The 14,732-nt window shown below is 66.6% G+C and carries 25 protein-coding genes and 1 tRNA gene; 23 read left to right on the top strand and 3 right to left on the bottom strand.

Going from position 1 to position 14,732, the window contains the following annotated elements:
* The 22 genes from AC07NG_RS11425 to AC07NG_RS11530 form a co-directional block, all read left to right on the top strand.
* A partial coding sequence (locus AC07NG_RS11425) for a hypothetical protein (protein ID WP_494594134.1) occupies positions 1-420 on the top strand: 420 nt, incomplete at its 5' end.
* A complete protein-coding gene (locus tag AC07NG_RS11430; protein ID WP_494594136.1) occupies positions 396-599 on the top strand; it encodes a hypothetical protein in 204 nt (67 codons plus the stop codon). The genes AC07NG_RS11425 and AC07NG_RS11430, both read left to right, overlap by 25 nt.
* Positions 596-940 carry a hypothetical protein gene (locus AC07NG_RS11435; protein ID WP_494594137.1) on the top strand — a complete coding sequence of 115 codons (345 nt, stop codon included), beginning with the start codon at positions 596-598 and terminating at the stop codon, positions 938-940. Before AC07NG_RS11430 ends, AC07NG_RS11435 begins: the two co-directional genes overlap by 4 nt.
* Positions 941-954: 14 nt before the next feature.
* On the top strand, positions 955-1,128 hold the full coding sequence (locus tag AC07NG_RS11440) for a hypothetical protein (protein WP_494594139.1): 174 nt from the start codon (positions 955-957) through the stop codon (positions 1,126-1,128).
* Positions 1,125-2,144 carry a hypothetical protein gene (locus tag AC07NG_RS11445; protein WP_494594141.1) on the top strand — a complete coding sequence of 340 codons (1,020 nt, stop codon included), beginning with the start codon at positions 1,125-1,127 and terminating at the stop codon, positions 2,142-2,144. The genes AC07NG_RS11440 and AC07NG_RS11445 overlap by 4 nt, the downstream gene beginning before the upstream one ends.
* 11 nt (positions 2,145-2,155) lie before the next feature.
* Positions 2,156-2,938 (top strand): ERF family protein, encoded by a 783-nt coding sequence (locus AC07NG_RS11450; protein WP_494594143.1) that lies wholly within the window; start codon positions 2,156-2,158, stop codon positions 2,936-2,938.
* Positions 2,939-2,940: 2 nt separating this feature from the next.
* Complete coding sequence (locus AC07NG_RS11455) at positions 2,941-3,573, top strand: lambda exonuclease family protein (RefSeq protein WP_494594145.1); 633 nt, start codon at positions 2,941-2,943, stop codon at positions 3,571-3,573.
* On the top strand, positions 3,573-3,905 hold the full coding sequence (locus tag AC07NG_RS11460; RefSeq protein WP_494594147.1) for a hypothetical protein: 333 nt from the start codon (positions 3,573-3,575) through the stop codon (positions 3,903-3,905). Before AC07NG_RS11455 ends, AC07NG_RS11460 begins: the two co-directional genes overlap by 1 nt.
* Entirely contained in the window at positions 3,902-4,414 is a 513-nt protein-coding gene (locus AC07NG_RS11465) for a hypothetical protein (protein WP_494594149.1), read from the top strand. Before AC07NG_RS11460 ends, AC07NG_RS11465 begins: the two co-directional genes overlap by 4 nt.
* Complete coding sequence (locus AC07NG_RS11470; RefSeq protein ID WP_494594151.1) at positions 4,411-4,962, top strand: hypothetical protein; 552 nt, start codon at positions 4,411-4,413, stop codon at positions 4,960-4,962. Before AC07NG_RS11465 ends, AC07NG_RS11470 begins: the two co-directional genes overlap by 4 nt.
* A complete protein-coding gene (locus tag AC07NG_RS11475; protein WP_494594153.1) occupies positions 4,953-5,537 on the top strand; it encodes a hypothetical protein in 585 nt (194 codons plus the stop codon). Before AC07NG_RS11470 ends, AC07NG_RS11475 begins: the two co-directional genes overlap by 10 nt.
* Positions 5,534-6,076: a hypothetical protein gene (locus tag AC07NG_RS11480; protein WP_494594155.1), complete on the top strand. Its 543-nt coding sequence runs from the start codon at positions 5,534-5,536 to the stop codon at positions 6,074-6,076. Before AC07NG_RS11475 ends, AC07NG_RS11480 begins: the two co-directional genes overlap by 4 nt.
* Positions 6,073-6,735, top strand: coding sequence for a hypothetical protein (locus tag AC07NG_RS11485; RefSeq protein WP_494594157.1), 663 nt, complete (start codon positions 6,073-6,075; stop codon positions 6,733-6,735). Before AC07NG_RS11480 ends, AC07NG_RS11485 begins: the two co-directional genes overlap by 4 nt.
* Positions 6,732-7,541: an NUMOD4 motif-containing HNH endonuclease gene (locus AC07NG_RS11490; RefSeq protein ID WP_494594159.1), complete on the top strand. Its 810-nt coding sequence runs from the start codon at positions 6,732-6,734 to the stop codon at positions 7,539-7,541. Before AC07NG_RS11485 ends, AC07NG_RS11490 begins: the two co-directional genes overlap by 4 nt.
* A gap of 2 nt (positions 7,542-7,543) precedes the next feature.
* Entirely contained in the window at positions 7,544-7,729 is a 186-nt protein-coding gene (locus AC07NG_RS11495) for a hypothetical protein (RefSeq protein ID WP_494594160.1), read from the top strand.
* A 2-nt stretch (positions 7,730-7,731) separates the two neighbouring features.
* Positions 7,732-8,028: a hypothetical protein gene (locus AC07NG_RS11500; RefSeq protein ID WP_494594162.1), complete on the top strand. Its 297-nt coding sequence runs from the start codon at positions 7,732-7,734 to the stop codon at positions 8,026-8,028.
* A complete protein-coding gene (locus AC07NG_RS11505; RefSeq protein WP_494594164.1) occupies positions 8,021-9,271 on the top strand; it encodes an RNA-guided endonuclease InsQ/TnpB family protein in 1,251 nt (416 codons plus the stop codon). The genes AC07NG_RS11500 and AC07NG_RS11505 overlap by 8 nt, the downstream gene beginning before the upstream one ends.
* The gene (locus tag AC07NG_RS11510) at positions 9,268-9,417 is read left to right on the top strand and encodes a hypothetical protein (RefSeq protein ID WP_494594166.1); all 150 of its coding nucleotides are present in this window, start codon (positions 9,268-9,270) and stop codon (positions 9,415-9,417) included. Before AC07NG_RS11505 ends, AC07NG_RS11510 begins: the two co-directional genes overlap by 4 nt.
* Entirely contained in the window at positions 9,417-10,556 is a 1,140-nt protein-coding gene (locus AC07NG_RS11515; RefSeq protein WP_494594168.1) for a hypothetical protein, read from the top strand. Before AC07NG_RS11510 ends, AC07NG_RS11515 begins: the two co-directional genes overlap by 1 nt.
* Before the next feature lie 476 nt (positions 10,557-11,032).
* Positions 11,033-11,224, top strand: coding sequence for a hypothetical protein (locus AC07NG_RS11520; protein ID WP_494594170.1), 192 nt, complete (start codon positions 11,033-11,035; stop codon positions 11,222-11,224).
* Between the two features lie 165 nt (positions 11,225-11,389).
* Positions 11,390-11,683, top strand: coding sequence for a hypothetical protein (locus tag AC07NG_RS11525; RefSeq protein WP_494594172.1), 294 nt, complete (start codon positions 11,390-11,392; stop codon positions 11,681-11,683).
* Positions 11,683-12,744, top strand: coding sequence for a tyrosine-type recombinase/integrase (locus tag AC07NG_RS11530; RefSeq protein WP_494594174.1), 1,062 nt, complete (start codon positions 11,683-11,685; stop codon positions 12,742-12,744). The genes AC07NG_RS11525 and AC07NG_RS11530 overlap by 1 nt, the downstream gene beginning before the upstream one ends.
* A gap of 70 nt (positions 12,745-12,814) precedes the next feature.
* Here AC07NG_RS11530 and AC07NG_RS11535 read toward each other — a convergent pair.
* Positions 12,815-12,890: transfer RNA gene (locus tag AC07NG_RS11535), tRNA-Ile, on the bottom strand.
* Positions 12,891-13,050: 160 nt separating this feature from the next.
* Between AC07NG_RS11535 and AC07NG_RS11540 the strand changes: the two genes are divergently transcribed.
* Positions 13,051-13,791: an SIMPL domain-containing protein gene (locus tag AC07NG_RS11540; RefSeq protein ID WP_492854760.1), complete on the top strand. Its 741-nt coding sequence runs from the start codon at positions 13,051-13,053 to the stop codon at positions 13,789-13,791.
* 22 nt (positions 13,792-13,813) lie between these two features.
* Here the strand turns inward: AC07NG_RS11540 and AC07NG_RS11545 are convergent, their stop codons facing one another.
* A complete protein-coding gene (locus AC07NG_RS11545) occupies positions 13,814-14,275 on the bottom strand; it encodes a hypothetical protein (RefSeq protein ID WP_494594176.1) in 462 nt (153 codons plus the stop codon).
* Entirely contained in the window at positions 14,275-14,631 is a 357-nt protein-coding gene (panD, locus tag AC07NG_RS11550) for an aspartate 1-decarboxylase (RefSeq protein ID WP_110118544.1), read from the bottom strand. Before panD ends, AC07NG_RS11545 begins: the two co-directional genes overlap by 1 nt.
* Positions 14,632-14,732 lie beyond the last annotated feature (101 nt).

Genomic DNA, 14,732 nt, shown 5'->3' on the forward strand with positions numbered 1-14,732 from the left:
GTGCTCACCTCGGTGGGCGGCGACCTGTGGGTCAGCGCCGACTTCCAGGCCCCGGTGCTCACCTCGGTGGGCGGCTACCTGGAAGTGCGCGATGGCGGCAAGGTCAGCCTGCCGGCGCTGAGCGAAATCAAGGGCCACAAGTTGCCCGATGCCGAAACGGTCGCCGCTCGCCTGCGCGATGTCGCGGGCGCCGCGCTCCTGACCGACGACGCGCTGAAGATGAACGCGTGGCATAGCTGCGGCACCTCGCACTGCATCGCCGGCTGGGGCGTCCATCTGGCCGGCGAGGATGGCTACAAGCTGGAGGGCAAGGTTGGCTCTGCCGCCGCCGGCGCCATCCTCCTCGGCGTCGAGGCGGCCCAGCATTTCTTCGTCACTGACGAAGAGGCCCGCGCTTGGCTGAAGACGAAGGCGGCCTAGCCGTGTCGGAGCGCCACGACTCCGTCCGCGCCGCAAACCGCGCCTGGGACCGTGGCGACTTCGAGGTCTTCGACCTGATCGCCCTTCCTGGCCGGGAGATCGACGAAGCCATCCGCCAGATGCCCACCGAGGCGATCGAGGCGGTCCTCTCCACCACCAATCCGGAGCAAGCCCGATGAGCTGGACTCCCAAGATCTCCGCCGATTTCGCCATGGGCGTCCAGAACCTCGCCGAGGACCTGCGGTCCCTGGCTGGCTGGGCCCACCCCACCGCGCCCCTGGCCGATGTTCACGCCATCCTGGGCCAGCTCAACAAGGCCAAGCGCGACATCCGGCGCCTGGCCAAGCTGGCCCGCGACGACATCCGCCGAGACGCCGAGGAGCGCCGGCAGGTGGCGCGGCAGGTCGCCAAGTATCGGACCGACCAGCTGCGGATCGCTCACGCCGCCGCCATGGACGCCAGCGCGGCGGCCGAACGCCTCCGCCTGTCTGCGGCTCCGCCCGCTGCCCTGGCCGCGTGAACGAGGAGGCCTTCGTGATCGCCCTGTTCGCCCTCTGCATCGATCTGGCGGCGGATGAAGCCGCGCTGAAGCGGTGGGGCCACGATCACGCGGCGCTGATCGACGCCCAGCCCGACCAGATCTTCCACCCCATCCGAGTCCGCTTCGCCGCGCGACGGGCTGATTTCAAACAAGGGAGCGCTTCGTGACCGATATCGTCGCCGAACCGAAGACCGACCTCATCGCCGCCATCGCCGAGAACCCGGCGATCGTTTTGACCGACCCCAAGGCCTACGAGGGCTGGAAGGCCATGGTCGAGGCGGAAAGCGCTAAGGCCGGGACGGACGTCAGCACCTCCAAGGGCCGCGATGCGATCCGCTCGGCCGCCTACAAGGTCGCCCAGTCCAAGACCGCCATCGACGGCGCCCGAAAGGGGCTGACCGAGGACTATCGCGCCAAGGTCAAGGCCATCAATGAGGTGGGCGGCCGGATCGTCGAGGAGGTGGCGGAGATCGCCGCCCGCATCCGCAAGCCGCTGACCGACTGGGAGACCGCCGAGCAGGCCAAGAAGGACGCCGCGACCGATCTTGTCGAGCGCCTGAAGGCGGCCGCCGTGGTCGGCCTGGACGAGACCGCCGCTGGCGCGGCCGCAAAGCTGGCCGAAATCGAAGCGATCCAGATCGACGAGGAGACCTTCGGCGACTTCACCGACGCGGTGCGCAGCACATGGGATCGGACGACGACCGCCCTGTCGCTCTCGATCGAGCACCTGACCAAAGCTGAGGCCGAACGGGCCGAGTTGGATCGCCTGCGCCGCGAGGCCGCCGAGCGGGTGGAGCGCGACCGCGCCGCCCAGGCCGCGCGAGACGCTGAAGCCGCCAAGGCCGCCGCCGAGGAGGCCGAAAATGCTCGCATCGCCCTCGCCGCCGAACAAGCGGCCGCCGCTGAACGCCGCGCCCTGGAAGAGGCCCACGCCGCCCAACTGGCCGCCGAGCAGGAGAAGACGGCCGCCGCCGAGCGCGCCGCCCGCGCGAAGGAAGAGGCGGAAGAAGCCGAGCGCCAGGCGCAGGCCCAGCGCGAGGCTGACAACGCCCACGTCCTGTCCGTGCTGCGCATCGCCAAGGAAGCGCTGATCGCCGCCGCCGGGATCACCGAGCCGCAGGCCCGCGTCGCCGTCCTCGCCATCGCCCGGGGCCAAGTCCCCGCCGTCGCCATCACCTACTGAGGTCCGCCGCCATGCTCGACACCGCCACCCTGGACCGGTTCGCCGCCGGTGACGCTCCGCCCGCCCCGGCCATTGCGCCGGCGCCCGCCGCCGCGCCCGCCCAGTCCGAAGCCGCCACCCTGATCGCCGCCATCACGGCCATGGCGCAGGATCCGCGCATCGACGCTACCAAGCTCTCGTCACTCATCGCCCTGCACGAACGCGGCGAGGAGAACGTGCGCCGGTCGGCCTACACCCACGCCATGCTGGCCGCCCAGACTGAGATGCGGCCCATCTCGGCCAATGCCGAGAACGACCGCACCGGCAGCCGCTATGCCACCTTCGACGCCCTGAACGAGGCGGCCAAGCCGATCTACACCCGCCACGGCTTCACCCTGGGCTTCGACACCGAGACCTCGCCCCTAGCCGAGCACGTCCGGGTTGTCTGCCGCGTCGCCCACAAGGACGGCCACGAGAGCCCCCACCAACTCGACATGCCCTGCGATGGCGTCAGCGCCTATGGCGACGACCTGACCAAGATCCACGCCGCCAAGTCGGCAGTGACCTACGGTCGCCGGGGCCTGCTGGAGATGATCTTCAACCTGTCGGTCAACAAGGACGACGACGGCAACGGCGCGACCGCTGTGCAGCTGATCACGACCGACCAGTTGCAAGAGCTGGTGGACCTGCTCGACGAGACCGGCGCCGACCGCGAGCGGTTCCTCAAGATGCTGGGCGTCACCACGCTGGCCCACATCCCGGCCGCCAAGTTCAATCAGGCCTTCCAGGCCCTGCAAGCCAAGCGGGGCGCCTGACCATGGAAATCCTGACCTTCGAACAGGGCACGCCCGAGTGGCACGAAGCCCGCCGCGGCATCCCGACGGCGTCGATGTTCGCGACCATCCTGGCCAAGGGCAAGGGCGGCGGCGAGAGCAAGACCCGCGCGACCTACCTTCACAAGCTGGCCGGCGAGATCATCACCGGCCAGCCGATGAAGAACTTCGCCAACGATCACATGAAGCGCGGCCACGTCATGGAAGACGACGCGCGGCGCCAGTACGCGTTCCTGCGCGACGTCGATCCGGTCCAAGTCGGCTTCATCCGGGGCGATCGCGTCGGCTGCAGCCCGGACTCCCTGATCGGCGCGGGCGGCATGCTCGAAATCAAGAGCAAGCTGGCGCACCTCGTGGTCGAGAGCATCCTCAAGCAGGACGAGTTCCCGACCGACCACAAGGCCCAATGCCAGGGGCAGCTCTGGATCGCCCAGCGCGAGTGGGTGGACCTCGCCATCTTCTGGCCGGGCATGCCGCCGGTGATCAAGCGCGCCTACCGCGACGAAATCTACATCGCCGAGCTGGGCCGCGCCGTCCGCCTCTTCAACGAAGAGCTGGACGAGATCGTGGACCGCGTCCGTCGCTACAGCACCGGACCTGCGCGGGAGGCTGCGTAATGGCCTACGATCGCCGCACCCGCGCCATCAGCACCGCCATGGAGGTCACCCTAGACGTCATGGTGACGGGGACCTACGTCCCTGCCGAGCGCGAGACCCCTCCATCTTACGCGTCCGGCGGCTCGCCAGGCTCGCCCGAGGACGTCGAGGACTTCGCCGTCGCCTCGCTGACGGGCCAAACCCGTGTCGCGGGCGGCTGGCGCGAAACCTACCTTCTCGCCGGTGTCGACACCAAGTCGCCGGAGATCCAGCGGCTCCTGTCCAACCTCGCCGACTTCATGGCCGAGGACTCGCGCCAGCCCCTGCTGAATGAAGTCTGGGAGGACGCGTGAGCACCCCGCCCCTTCCGTTTTTCTGGAATGGCGAGGCCATGTGCCCGCTGCCCCAGTTCGCGCGCCGGGCCGATGAGGCCTTTACCATCGGCGAGGTCTACACCCTGTCGGAGGTGCTGGAGCGCTCGTCAGTCTCGCACCGGCATTTCTTCGCCATGGTCCGCGAGGCCTGGCGCAACCTGCCCGAGGACCGGGCCGCCCAGTTCCCCAACGAGGAGACGCTGCGCAAGCACGCCCTCATCTCGGTCGGTTACTGCGACGCCCAAGTCACGGTCTGCAAGTTCAAGACTGAGGCCCTGCGCCTAGCGGCGACCCTGGCCCAGGCCGGAGGCGAATACGCCATCGTCACCGTCAACGGCAAGGTCGTCACCCGCCTGACCGCCAAGAGCCAGGACATGCGCTCGATGCAGGGGCCGGAGTTCCAGGCCTCCAAGTCCCGCGTCCTCGACTACCTCGCCGACCTGATCGGCGTGGAGCTGCGGGCCCTCGAACATGCGAGGGCGGCATGAAGATTGCCGCTCACCATATCGCTGGAACGCCGGAAGCGGCGTTGTCGGCCGCGCTCGGCACGCACGTGGACTATCACCCGATGTGCGGATGGCCGGACGACTGCATGGTCCAGTGGGGCCACGGCATCATCCCCTCGACGCCGTTCTTCGAGGCTTTCCCGGCCGGCACTTTCATCCGCGGCGAAGGCGAGACCATCGAAGCGGCCGAGCGGCAGGCTTTCGCCAAGTGGGAAGCGGACCGCAACTGCGACCACCGGTGGGGGCGCGCTCGTAGCGCCGGGAACACCTACACCAACGGCGCCGGCTGGTGCCGCCGGTGCGGAGCCTTCCGCAGCAGCATGTTCGCACCGATCGTCACCTTCGGTGCGCACCGCAAGCCGCTCGGTAAGTCGGAGTCCTGGCTGCTCAGCAGCATGGAGACCGACGCCGATATGAACGCGCACATGGACGCGCGCTACCCCGCCGAGCGGGGCCGCCGCGCCAAGCATAAGCGCCTCCTCCAGATCCGCCGGAAGCTGTTCGGCGAGCGGAGCGACAAATGGTTCTGAACCTCGATCGCATCACCAATCTCTCGGCGCCGCCCGTCGTGGGCAAGCGCTACCTCGTGCCGACCGTCTACTGGCTGTGGGAAGGCGACACACCGCGCCACTGGCCGGTGTTTCTGCCGAAGCACTCCGACGCCCGGTTCTTCAACTTCGCCGACGAGCACTTCCACCCGGATCCTCGGTTCATCTGGGCCGACGCATGGCGGTCGATGAGCCGGCCAGGCTTCACCACGCCACTCGGCGGCGATGACGCGGCGCTCAACCTCTGCCAGCGCCGTCCCATCGCTCCGCACCGCCGTGGAGACTTCGCCAAGCCGCTGCCGGAGGTGATCTGGCGCCCGATGACCTGCAAGCGCCTCGCCGCCGCTTACCAGCACGGGGACAAGCCGGGCATCGCGGAGATCCGCAAGCACTACGCCGGGCAGACCTGCAAGCGCGCCCGTAGCGGCTGGGTGTGCCCGCATCAGCACGTCCCGATGGGAAGCCTAGAGGCTGACGAGCACGGCGTTCTGACCTGCCCGCTTCACGGTCTCCGCATTCGCACGGCCGACGGTGTCGTCCTGTCGGAGGCCGCATGACCCTCAACCGATCTGCCGAGGACCGGGAAGTCCTCACCGCCGCCGCGGCGATCAAGCGCCGAGAGAACCGGGAAAAGCGCCTGGCCCGGAAGGCGGCCGCGCGCGAGCACATCCGCGCCCTGGTGGCCAGCAAGGCGCCGGGAAAGCGCCAGCCCCGCGAGAAGGACGACCGCTTCCTGTCCTGGCTCCACCATGACATCCCGTGCATCGGCTGTCTGATCGAAGGGCCCGGCCCCACCGAGGCGCGCCAGATCGAAGCCGCCCACCAGAAGCTCGCCATCGCCTCCAAGGGCTGGACGAACGGCGGCCTCGGCCCGCGCGTCTCCGACGCCCGGTGCGTGGCTCTGTGCGCCTGGCATCACCGTCTCGCGCCCAACTCCTGCGACACCGGCGGCCAGCGCAAGTTCTGGGACCGCCTCGGCCTGGGCGACAGCGTCGCCGACCTCTGCCGGTCGCTGCACGCCGCCTTCCTCGCCGGCCAGCCTGGAGAGCCTGTCGTTCGTCGGTTCGCCACGGCTAATGACGGAGGGGTGAAGTGAGCACCGTCGCCGCCCTCTACGTCGAAACCGATGGCGCCTATGTCGGCCTGCCGGACGTCGAACCGTGGGACATCGTCCGCGACGCCCGGACCTACGCCGGGCCTCATCCGGTCGTGGCGCATCCGCCATGCGAGCGCTGGGGCGACATGTGGATGGGATCGCCGCTGGTCATTTCTCGCACCGGCGAGCGTAAGCAGCTCGGAGACGATGGCGGGTGCTTTGCCGCTGCGCTCGCGGCTGTCCGCCGATATGACGGTGTCCTGGAGCATCCGGAAGGCTCTCGCGCCTGGGAATATTTCGGCTTGTTCGCCCCACCCAGGTCGGGCGGCTGGGTCATGGCTGACTGGGACGGCGGATGGACCTGCCGCGTCGAGCAGGTCGCCTATGGTCATGTGGTCCGCAAGCCGACCTGGCTGTACGCCTTCGGTTGCGAACTACCCTCGCTGAAGTGGGGGTATGACCCGCGCAAGCTGCCCTCGATGGTGCAGCCGTCGAAGACCCGGCTGGCCGCGGGTCGCACACCTTCAGTCTCAGCCCATGGCGTTCGAGACCGACTGCGCCGGCACACCCCGGAGCCCTTCCGGGACCTGCTGCTCGAGATCGCTCGATCGGCCTACCAGGTCCGCGCCCACCTCTCCCAGCAAAGGCCTGCCGCATGAGCGAGCAGAACAAGGGCTCATCCCAGAGCCAGCCCGTCTCCGCGCCCGAGAGCGCGGCCCGCAACTCCAGCGCCTCGATGGACATGAGCAAGACCACCACTCCTGACCTGGAAGAGTGGCGCGCGGTTGTCGGTCTTGAAGGGCGCTACGAGGTATCCAGCTTGGGAAATGTTCGCAGCTTGCTGGGCGGTGGCTGCAAAATCTTAAAGGCCGCCTCTTCTGGGCAGTACCGCCGCGTTTCGCTCGCCGGGAAAAACCGACAGGTCAGTCATCTGGTTTGCGCAGCCTTTATCGGCCCGCGACCAGACGGGGAGCAGGTTTGCCACAGGAACGGCAACAGCCACGACGATCGTCTTAGAAACCTGATGTACGGGACGGCCAAAGAGAACGCGGCCCACAAGGCTGAGCATGGCACTCGTCTCTTCGGGGAAAGATGCCTCAGCGCCAAGCTAAGCGAAGAAGCCGTGGCGGACATCCTGAAAACTGGCTCTCTGAAAACCAAGGCGCTGGCCAAAAAGTACGGCGTCTCGACAACGACGGTCAGGGACGTGCTGCGGGGACGCGTTTGGCGAGACTCAAGCGAAGGCGCGGATCGCGGCGGCGAGAGTGGCGAAGCGTGGTTCAAGCTCGGCGAGCGTGAGGCCTTCAATGTCGCTTGCGACAAGCTGCGCGGCCTAACCAACAAGGAGATTTCCGACAAGTACGGGATCTCAAGAACCATGCCGAAGGAAATTATGAGCGGCCGCTCGTGGCCCGGTGTCGCCGAAAAGGCCCGCCTCCATCTCACCACCCAAGGCGAGGGCTGACCATGGCGAACAAGATCAATCCGGCCGACGTGGTGCGCGCAGCCGTAGTCTTCACTGATCTGCGCAAGGCGATCATCGGCATCCTCGGCGATCACCTTGGGTGCGAGGACTTCCAGATCACGGGCATGGAGCAGACGGCCGAAGCGCTAATCTTCTTCATGGCCGAAACTCTGGCGGCGGAGGCGTAACCATGGCCCTGTCACCAAAGCTATCGCCTGAAAACGTGGCGCTCGTGCTTCAGGTCACGGGTAACACCATGACCGGCAGCGACGCCGAATGGTCGAACCTCGCCAAACTTCTGGACGCCGCCCGCGCCCAAGGCCGCGCCTCCCTAGAGGAGAGGGTGCGGCTGCTGGAAGAAGGCCTCTGCGCCCTCAAAGGCACGTGCTCGTCATTCTGCGATTGTGACGGCGACTTCGTGGCCGGCCAGGTTCAGATCCGCATCGACGCCCTTCTGGCCACCCCTGGGGAGCGGGAGAATGGGTGAGGCGCTTTTCAAGTCATTCGCCTTCGGCCTTAAGCCGACCGAGGCGCAGGCCGATCGCTTTAGCCGGTTCGCCGGTGTGGCGCGTGTTGTCTACAATCTGGCCCTCGAACAGCGCCGTGATTTCTGGCGCCAGTATCGGCGGGTCGAGGGCAAATCCATTTCGTTCTTCTCGCAGTGCCGAGAGGTAACCCTGCTGAGAGCTGAGGTGGATTGGATCCGCGACGTCCACACAGACGTCACCTCCTTCTGCCTGCGCGATCTCGACGCTGCGTACGCCGCATTCTTTTCCGGCCGATCCGGCTACCCGTCGCCCCGGCGCAAGGGAGTCGCAGACAGCTTTCGCTTCAGAGGGAGCTACGTCTCCATTCGCAAGCTGAATGCCAAGTGGTCGGAAATGCGCCTTCCGGGCATCGGCTGGGTCAAGTACCGCGCCACGCGCGATCTCCCGACCGACATGCGCACGGTCACCGTGTCGCGAGACGGTGATAGCTGGAAAGTCGCAGTGGCTTGCCGCGTAGAGGCGCGGCCACAGGCCTCAGGAAGCGTCGGCATCGATCGTGGCGTCGCCCTAGCCGTTGCGCTATCGACGGGAGAGGCGCACGCCCTGCCTCACTCCCTGGCGCGGTTGGACGCTAAGCGTCGTCGTGCACAGAAGGCGCTGGCGCGCTGCAAGCGTGGCTCCGAACGTCAGGCCAAGCGGAAAGCTCGCGTAGCGTCGATCGCTGCTAGGGCGGCGCGCGTCCGCAAGGACTTCAACCACAAGCTCACGTCGTCAATATCGGGCCGCTTTGGGCTTGTTGCCATTGAGGACTTGAAGGTCAGGGGCATGACGGCCAGCGCAAGCGGAACCGCCGATGCGCCAGGCACGGGCGTGAGCAAGAAGCGCGGCCTCAATCGCTCTATCCTGAACCAGGGATGGAGCCAGTTTGAGGTCTTCCTCTCCTACAAGCTCGAACACCGTGGCGGCCACCTGATCAAGGTGAACCCGGCCTACACCAGCCAAACCTGTTCCGACTGTGGAACCATCGACAAGGCCAGCCGCAAGAGCCAAGCGCGCTTCGCCTGTGTCGCCTGCGGTCATGAAGAGAACGCCGACACCAACGCGGCGAAGAACATCCTGCGGGCAAGCAGCTCGTGGCTGGACGTGGAGGGTCGAGTTGTTGACCCCGCGAAGCGTCAACCTGAGGCCTACGGGCCGAAAACCGCGCAAGCGGGGATGCTGACTACGGAGCCCTCCGCATGAATCCCATGCTTGCCGATCGGCTGTGCCGAAGCTGCGAAGGCGACGGTCGCGACAGCCGCGATGAACCCTGCCCGGCCTGTGACGGCGCGGGTGTCGAACTTCTCGATCTGAACGATGAGATCGAAGACGATGGAGATTTTTGGTGATGACCCAGAACACCACCCTCAGCGAGCGCGCCGAGATCGACGGCTACAAGGCCGATCGAGGTCCGCAGTGGTCAACCGTGTTCGATGCCGTGCGCAGCTTCCGCCTATCCAACATGACGGACGAGGACGGCGGCGGCTATCCGCTCGTCGATCTGATGAGCAATCCCGCGCCCGAGACCATCGCGACCGGCGAAATGCAAATGGTCTCCCTGGTCGATGAGATCATGGAAGCCCTCGCCACCCCCGCCCAGCCCTCTACGGTCACGGCTGAGGGGTGGAAACTGGTGCCGGTCGAGCCGTCACCGGAACTGCTGCACTCCATGGCCGTCCGCTACGACCACGGCCTGGGCGTTCCCGGCTACTACGACAGCCCCATTTTCGGCGGCGACGGCATCGGCCATGCGCGGAGACTGGAAGCCACCATCACGACGATGCGTCAGCTTCATGAAGAGGTGGTCGGAACTGGGTTCTACAAGCCCTCCGCCACCCCTCCCGCCGCCTCTCCGGTTATGCCGGAAGCCGACCCGCTGCGCGCCGCCGTGGATTACCTGCTGAAGGGCGCGACCATGGGCCAGTGGGGAACCATACACAACGGCCGCCGAGTGCTGCTGACCGCCAAATACGAGGACGACGCCTCTCCGGTTACGCCGGAAGGCCACGACGTGCACCCGTTCTGCCAGCCCGGCGACGAGCCGCACCAGGTCTGGATGCTGCGCTTCAGCGACCCGGATCTGCGCACGATGATCTGGACCGACGAGAACGCCCGCAAGGACGCGATCGAGGCCTGGAACCGCTTCAGCCCCACCTACAACTGCTACCTGTTCGCCACGGTCGATAGGTCGAACGTCTCTCCGGTTACGGGGGCTCTGGTGGTCACCGACGAGATGGTCGAGGAGGCGATTGAGGCCTTCAACAGCCCGAGCAAAGTCTACATAAACCGTCGCGCGCTGGACAAATCCTGTTGGGAGGTCGTTGAAGATAGCGACCCTAACGGCCCCATTTCGAATGAAAGCATACGAGTAGTTGCTCGCCACGCGACACACGACGCTGCGAAGAATAACGCGGACGAACGGAATGATCGTCTCGGGCATTGCGAAGCTCTGACCGCCGCTCTCGCCGCACAGAAAGCGGAGGGCTGAGCCGTGCACCTGGCCTTCAACCCGACACCCCGGCCGGCGACAACCCGTCTGCGCTGTCCTGCATGCCGCTCGCGTTCCTTTACGCTCAGCGAGACGACCGAAGCGTCGATGATTTGGGCCGTTGTTGACGGGCAGGCGGACCTTAGCTTGGGCGTGAGCGAGTTCGGTAGCATCCAGGGCATCTTCTGCCAGTGCTCGAAGTGCGGTCATTTCTGGAAGCCTCGCAAGAGGTTCCAGATGCCTGACGTTTTGGCCGAAGACGCCCAGGCCTCCTCCCTTGGTAGGGAGGGGACGGAAGGTGCTTGAACTGACTGGCGCCCAGCGGGAGCTTTTGGAGGACAAGTTCCTCCTCTGGGACCGCCAGAGCCGCGAAGGTCCGACAGACCTGCGCGACTACAACCGCCGCGCCGCTGACGCCCTCAAGGCCGCTCTCGCGATATGTTCGGGCTGCAACTGTCTCACCGGAGGCCCTACTAATGGCTAGAGAGAAGCTGACCAAAGCGCAGCGGCTCCGTGTGACCCAGCTTCGCGAGAAGGCACGCCAAGAGACCGAAATGTCCAACCAGCACGCCAGAGAGGCGCAGCGCCTTGAGCGCGAGGCCAATCGGATCATCGAAGCCGCCGGCCGCCAAGTCCTGGCTGAGGAGGCGTGCGATGTGGAAGCCTGAGGCGTTCATCTGCCCGTCGTGCGGGCGCGGCTTCCACCAAGCGCACGCGCTCCGCAACCACCTCGCCGTCGCGCACACCATCGTCATCCGCGACATGCGGCCGTGGCGGTCTGAAGCCCTCCAATCGAAAGGCCCCAGCAATGGCGCTGAGTGAGCGCGAGATACTTGCAAAATCTGCAAGTAATTCGGCCAGGGATCAGTTTGCAGAAAGTGCAAAATGCTCTCTTCATCATGCCCGCGACGAGGAGAGCCATGGGACACCCTAGAGCCTTCCGCCAGACTGACGTCACCCGCGCCCTGCGCGCCGCCCAGGCCGCCGGCCTGAATCCGCACGTCTGGATCGCCAAAGATGGCTCGATCCACGTTGCTGGCGCTCTTCCTGAAGCCTTGACGCCGGCGCCTGCCAACGCGCCTTCTGAGGGCGACGCGGCCGTCGCGTGGGATGAAGCCTTCGACTGATGACCAAGCTGACGCTGAAGTTCGTCCAGCGGTTCAAGGACCGGCACGGCCGGGTGCGGCACTATTACCGGCGCCCAGGCTTCACCCGGATAGCGTTGCCCGGCGACCCGGGGTCGGAGGAGTTCATGGCGGCCTATGCCGCCGCGCACGAGAGCAAGGCCGGCGCTGGCGAAGGGAAGACCAAGGCCGGTTCGATCTCCGCCCTGATCGTGGCCTATTACCAATCGAGCGACTGGCGGCAGCTGGGCGCCGACACCCAGCGAACGTACCGCCATGCCCTGGACCGCTTCCGAGAGACCGTCGGCGCCAAGGGGATCAAGTACGGAGACCTACCCGCGCGCGGACTTCAGCGTCGTCACGCTCTGCAGATCATAGACCGCGGCCAGGATACACCGGGCGCGACGCGCAACCTGATCAAGCGCCTGCGCAAGGTCTACGACGTCGGGAAGGCGCGAGACCTGGTGCCGCATAACCCTTTCGAAGACGTCGAGCTTCCGCGCGAGGGCAAGGGTTTTCGACCTTGGTCCGACGACGACATCGCCATGTTCGAGAAAAAGTGGCCGATCGGATCGAAGCCGCGCCTAGCGCTCCAACTGCTGCTCTACACCGTCCAGCGCCGCTCGGACGTGGTCCTGATGGGCCGGCAGCACCGGAAAGGTGATGCACTGATCTTCACCCAGCTAAAGGGTGCCGGCGCCCGCAAGCTCGACGAGGCGGTGCAACTCGTCATTCCCCTGCACCCCGAGCTAAAGGCCGGCCTTGACGCCCTCCCCTCTGACAACCTGACCTTCATTGTCACCGAATACGGCAAGCCGTTCTCAGCCGCCGGCTTCACCAAATGGTTCAGGGAAAAGGCGATCGCCGCCGGGCTTCCTGAGGACTCGACGCCGCACGGCCTGCGCAAGGCCGGAAGCCGCCGCCTTGCTGAGGCAAACTGCACGCCTCACCAAATCGCGGCCGTCACCGGCCACCGGTCCCTGAAGGAGGTGGAGCGGTATACGCGCAGCGTTCGCCAGGAGCACTTGGCCCGCTCGGCGATCGCGAAACTGGACGAAGGGTGAACCGACAGCGTCAAACCTGACTGTCAAACCGAGCGGAGATCGTTTCAAGGCAACGGTTTGCATAGGTGGGTGGTAGGCCTGGAGGGACTCGAACCCCCAACCAGACCGTTATGAGCGGTCGGCTCTAACCATTGAGCTACAGGCCCCCGAGGACCGCGCGGAACAGTAGAGTCGGCGCGGGCCAGGACGGGTCGATTAGCATGGGCTGCACGCGGCTTAAAGGTGCGGTTCAGGTTGAGTTTGCGACACGGGAACCAACCGAGGGGCGACGCACTGTGGCGTCCTGCCCTTCGCTGGAGAACGAGCATGACCCGCACCCGCACGACCGCCCTGGCCATCGCCTCTTTCGGCGCCGCCGCCCTGGCCCTGTCGGCCCTGCCCGCGAGCGCCCAAAGCGCCAACGACGCGGCGTTCCGCGCCACCACCTTCAACCTGTCGGCCTCGGGCGAGACGGTGATCGCGCCGGACATGGCGACCATCACCCTGGGCGTCCAAACCGAAGGCGCCAGCGCCCAGGCGGCCCTGTCGGCCAACGGGACGGCGATGAACAAGGTGCTCGCGGCGCTGAAGAAGGCCGGCGTCGCCGAGCGCGACATCCAGACCTCGAACCTCAACGTCAATCCGCAGTACGTCTACGAGCAGAACCAGCCGCCGCGCCTGACCGGCTACCAGGCCAGCAACCAGGTGACGATCCTGGCGCGCGACCTTTCCAAGCTGGGCCAGACGATCGACGCGGCCGCCTCGGCCGGGGCCAACACCGTGGGCGGCATCAGCTTCGGCCTGCAAGACCCGCAGAAGGCCGAGGACGCCGCGCGCGTGAAGGCGGTCGAGGCCCTGAAGGCCAAGTCCGACCTCTATGCCCGGGCCACCGGCTACAAGGTGGTGCGCCTGGTCAGCCTGAACGAGGCCGGCGGCTACACGCCCTCCCCGCAGCCCGTGCCGATGTTCGCCATGGCCAAGCGCGAGATGGCCGACTCGACGGCGATCTCCGGCGGCGAACTGAAGGTGCGGATCGAAGTCAGCGCGACCTACGAGGCGCGCCAGTAAGCGAACGCGAAGTCCGCGCTGGTCAGAAGCCAGCGCGGACGAAGGCCCGTTCGACGCGGTCCTGGATCTCGATGCCCGGCAGGGCGCGCTCGCCTTCCATGACGGCGAGGTAGCGCAGGCCGGAGGGCTGACGGCCCTTGCCGGCCGGGACCGGGCCCATGGCCCAGCCGACGGTGTTGGCGCCGGCGCTGTCGCAGCTGAGGAAGCGGGCCTCGCCGGACAGATTGGCCTTCAGAACCTCTTGCGCCGTCGTCACCTTGCCTTCGCAGGTCGGCAGGTTGCGGGCGCAGGTGACGTAGCCGCCGCCGGTCCAGACGGTCTTGCCCCTGGAGTCGGCGACCAGCACACAGGTCGAGGCTGAACCGATGGCGCGGCCGACGTACTGGGTCAGCGCGTCCTCGTCGACGGTCTTGGGCAGCTTCGGCGCGCAGCCGGCGAGCGCCAAGGCGCCGGCCAGGAGAACCAGGACGGCGCCGGACCGCATCAGGCGGCCTTCTTGATGAGGTTGCCTTCGTCGAGCAGCACGACGGTCGGGGCGTAGTTGCGCGCCTCTTCGGCCGGCATCTGGCAGTAGGTGACGACGATAACGGTGTCGTTCTTCTGCACCAGGCGGGCGGCGGCGCCGTTGACGCCGATCACCTTCGAGCCGCGCGGGGCCTCGATGGCGTAGGTGGTGAAGCGCGCGCCGGTGGTGATGTTGAGCACGTCGACCTGTTCGTTGGGCAGGATGCCCGACGCGTCCAGCAGGTCGCGGTCGATGGCGATCGAGCCTTCGTAGTCGAGATCGGCCTGGGTCACCGTGGCGCGGTGCAGCTTGGCCTTCATCATGGTCAGAAGCATGGCGACGCCCCTTCTTATCTCTTTGAGTCACTGGGATTTCGCGAGGTCGCCACACACATGACCCGCGTTCAGTCAGGGCCATATAGACAGGATGGGCCGCG

Source organism: Caulobacter sp. GW821-FHT10C03 (genome assembly GCF_059415485.1).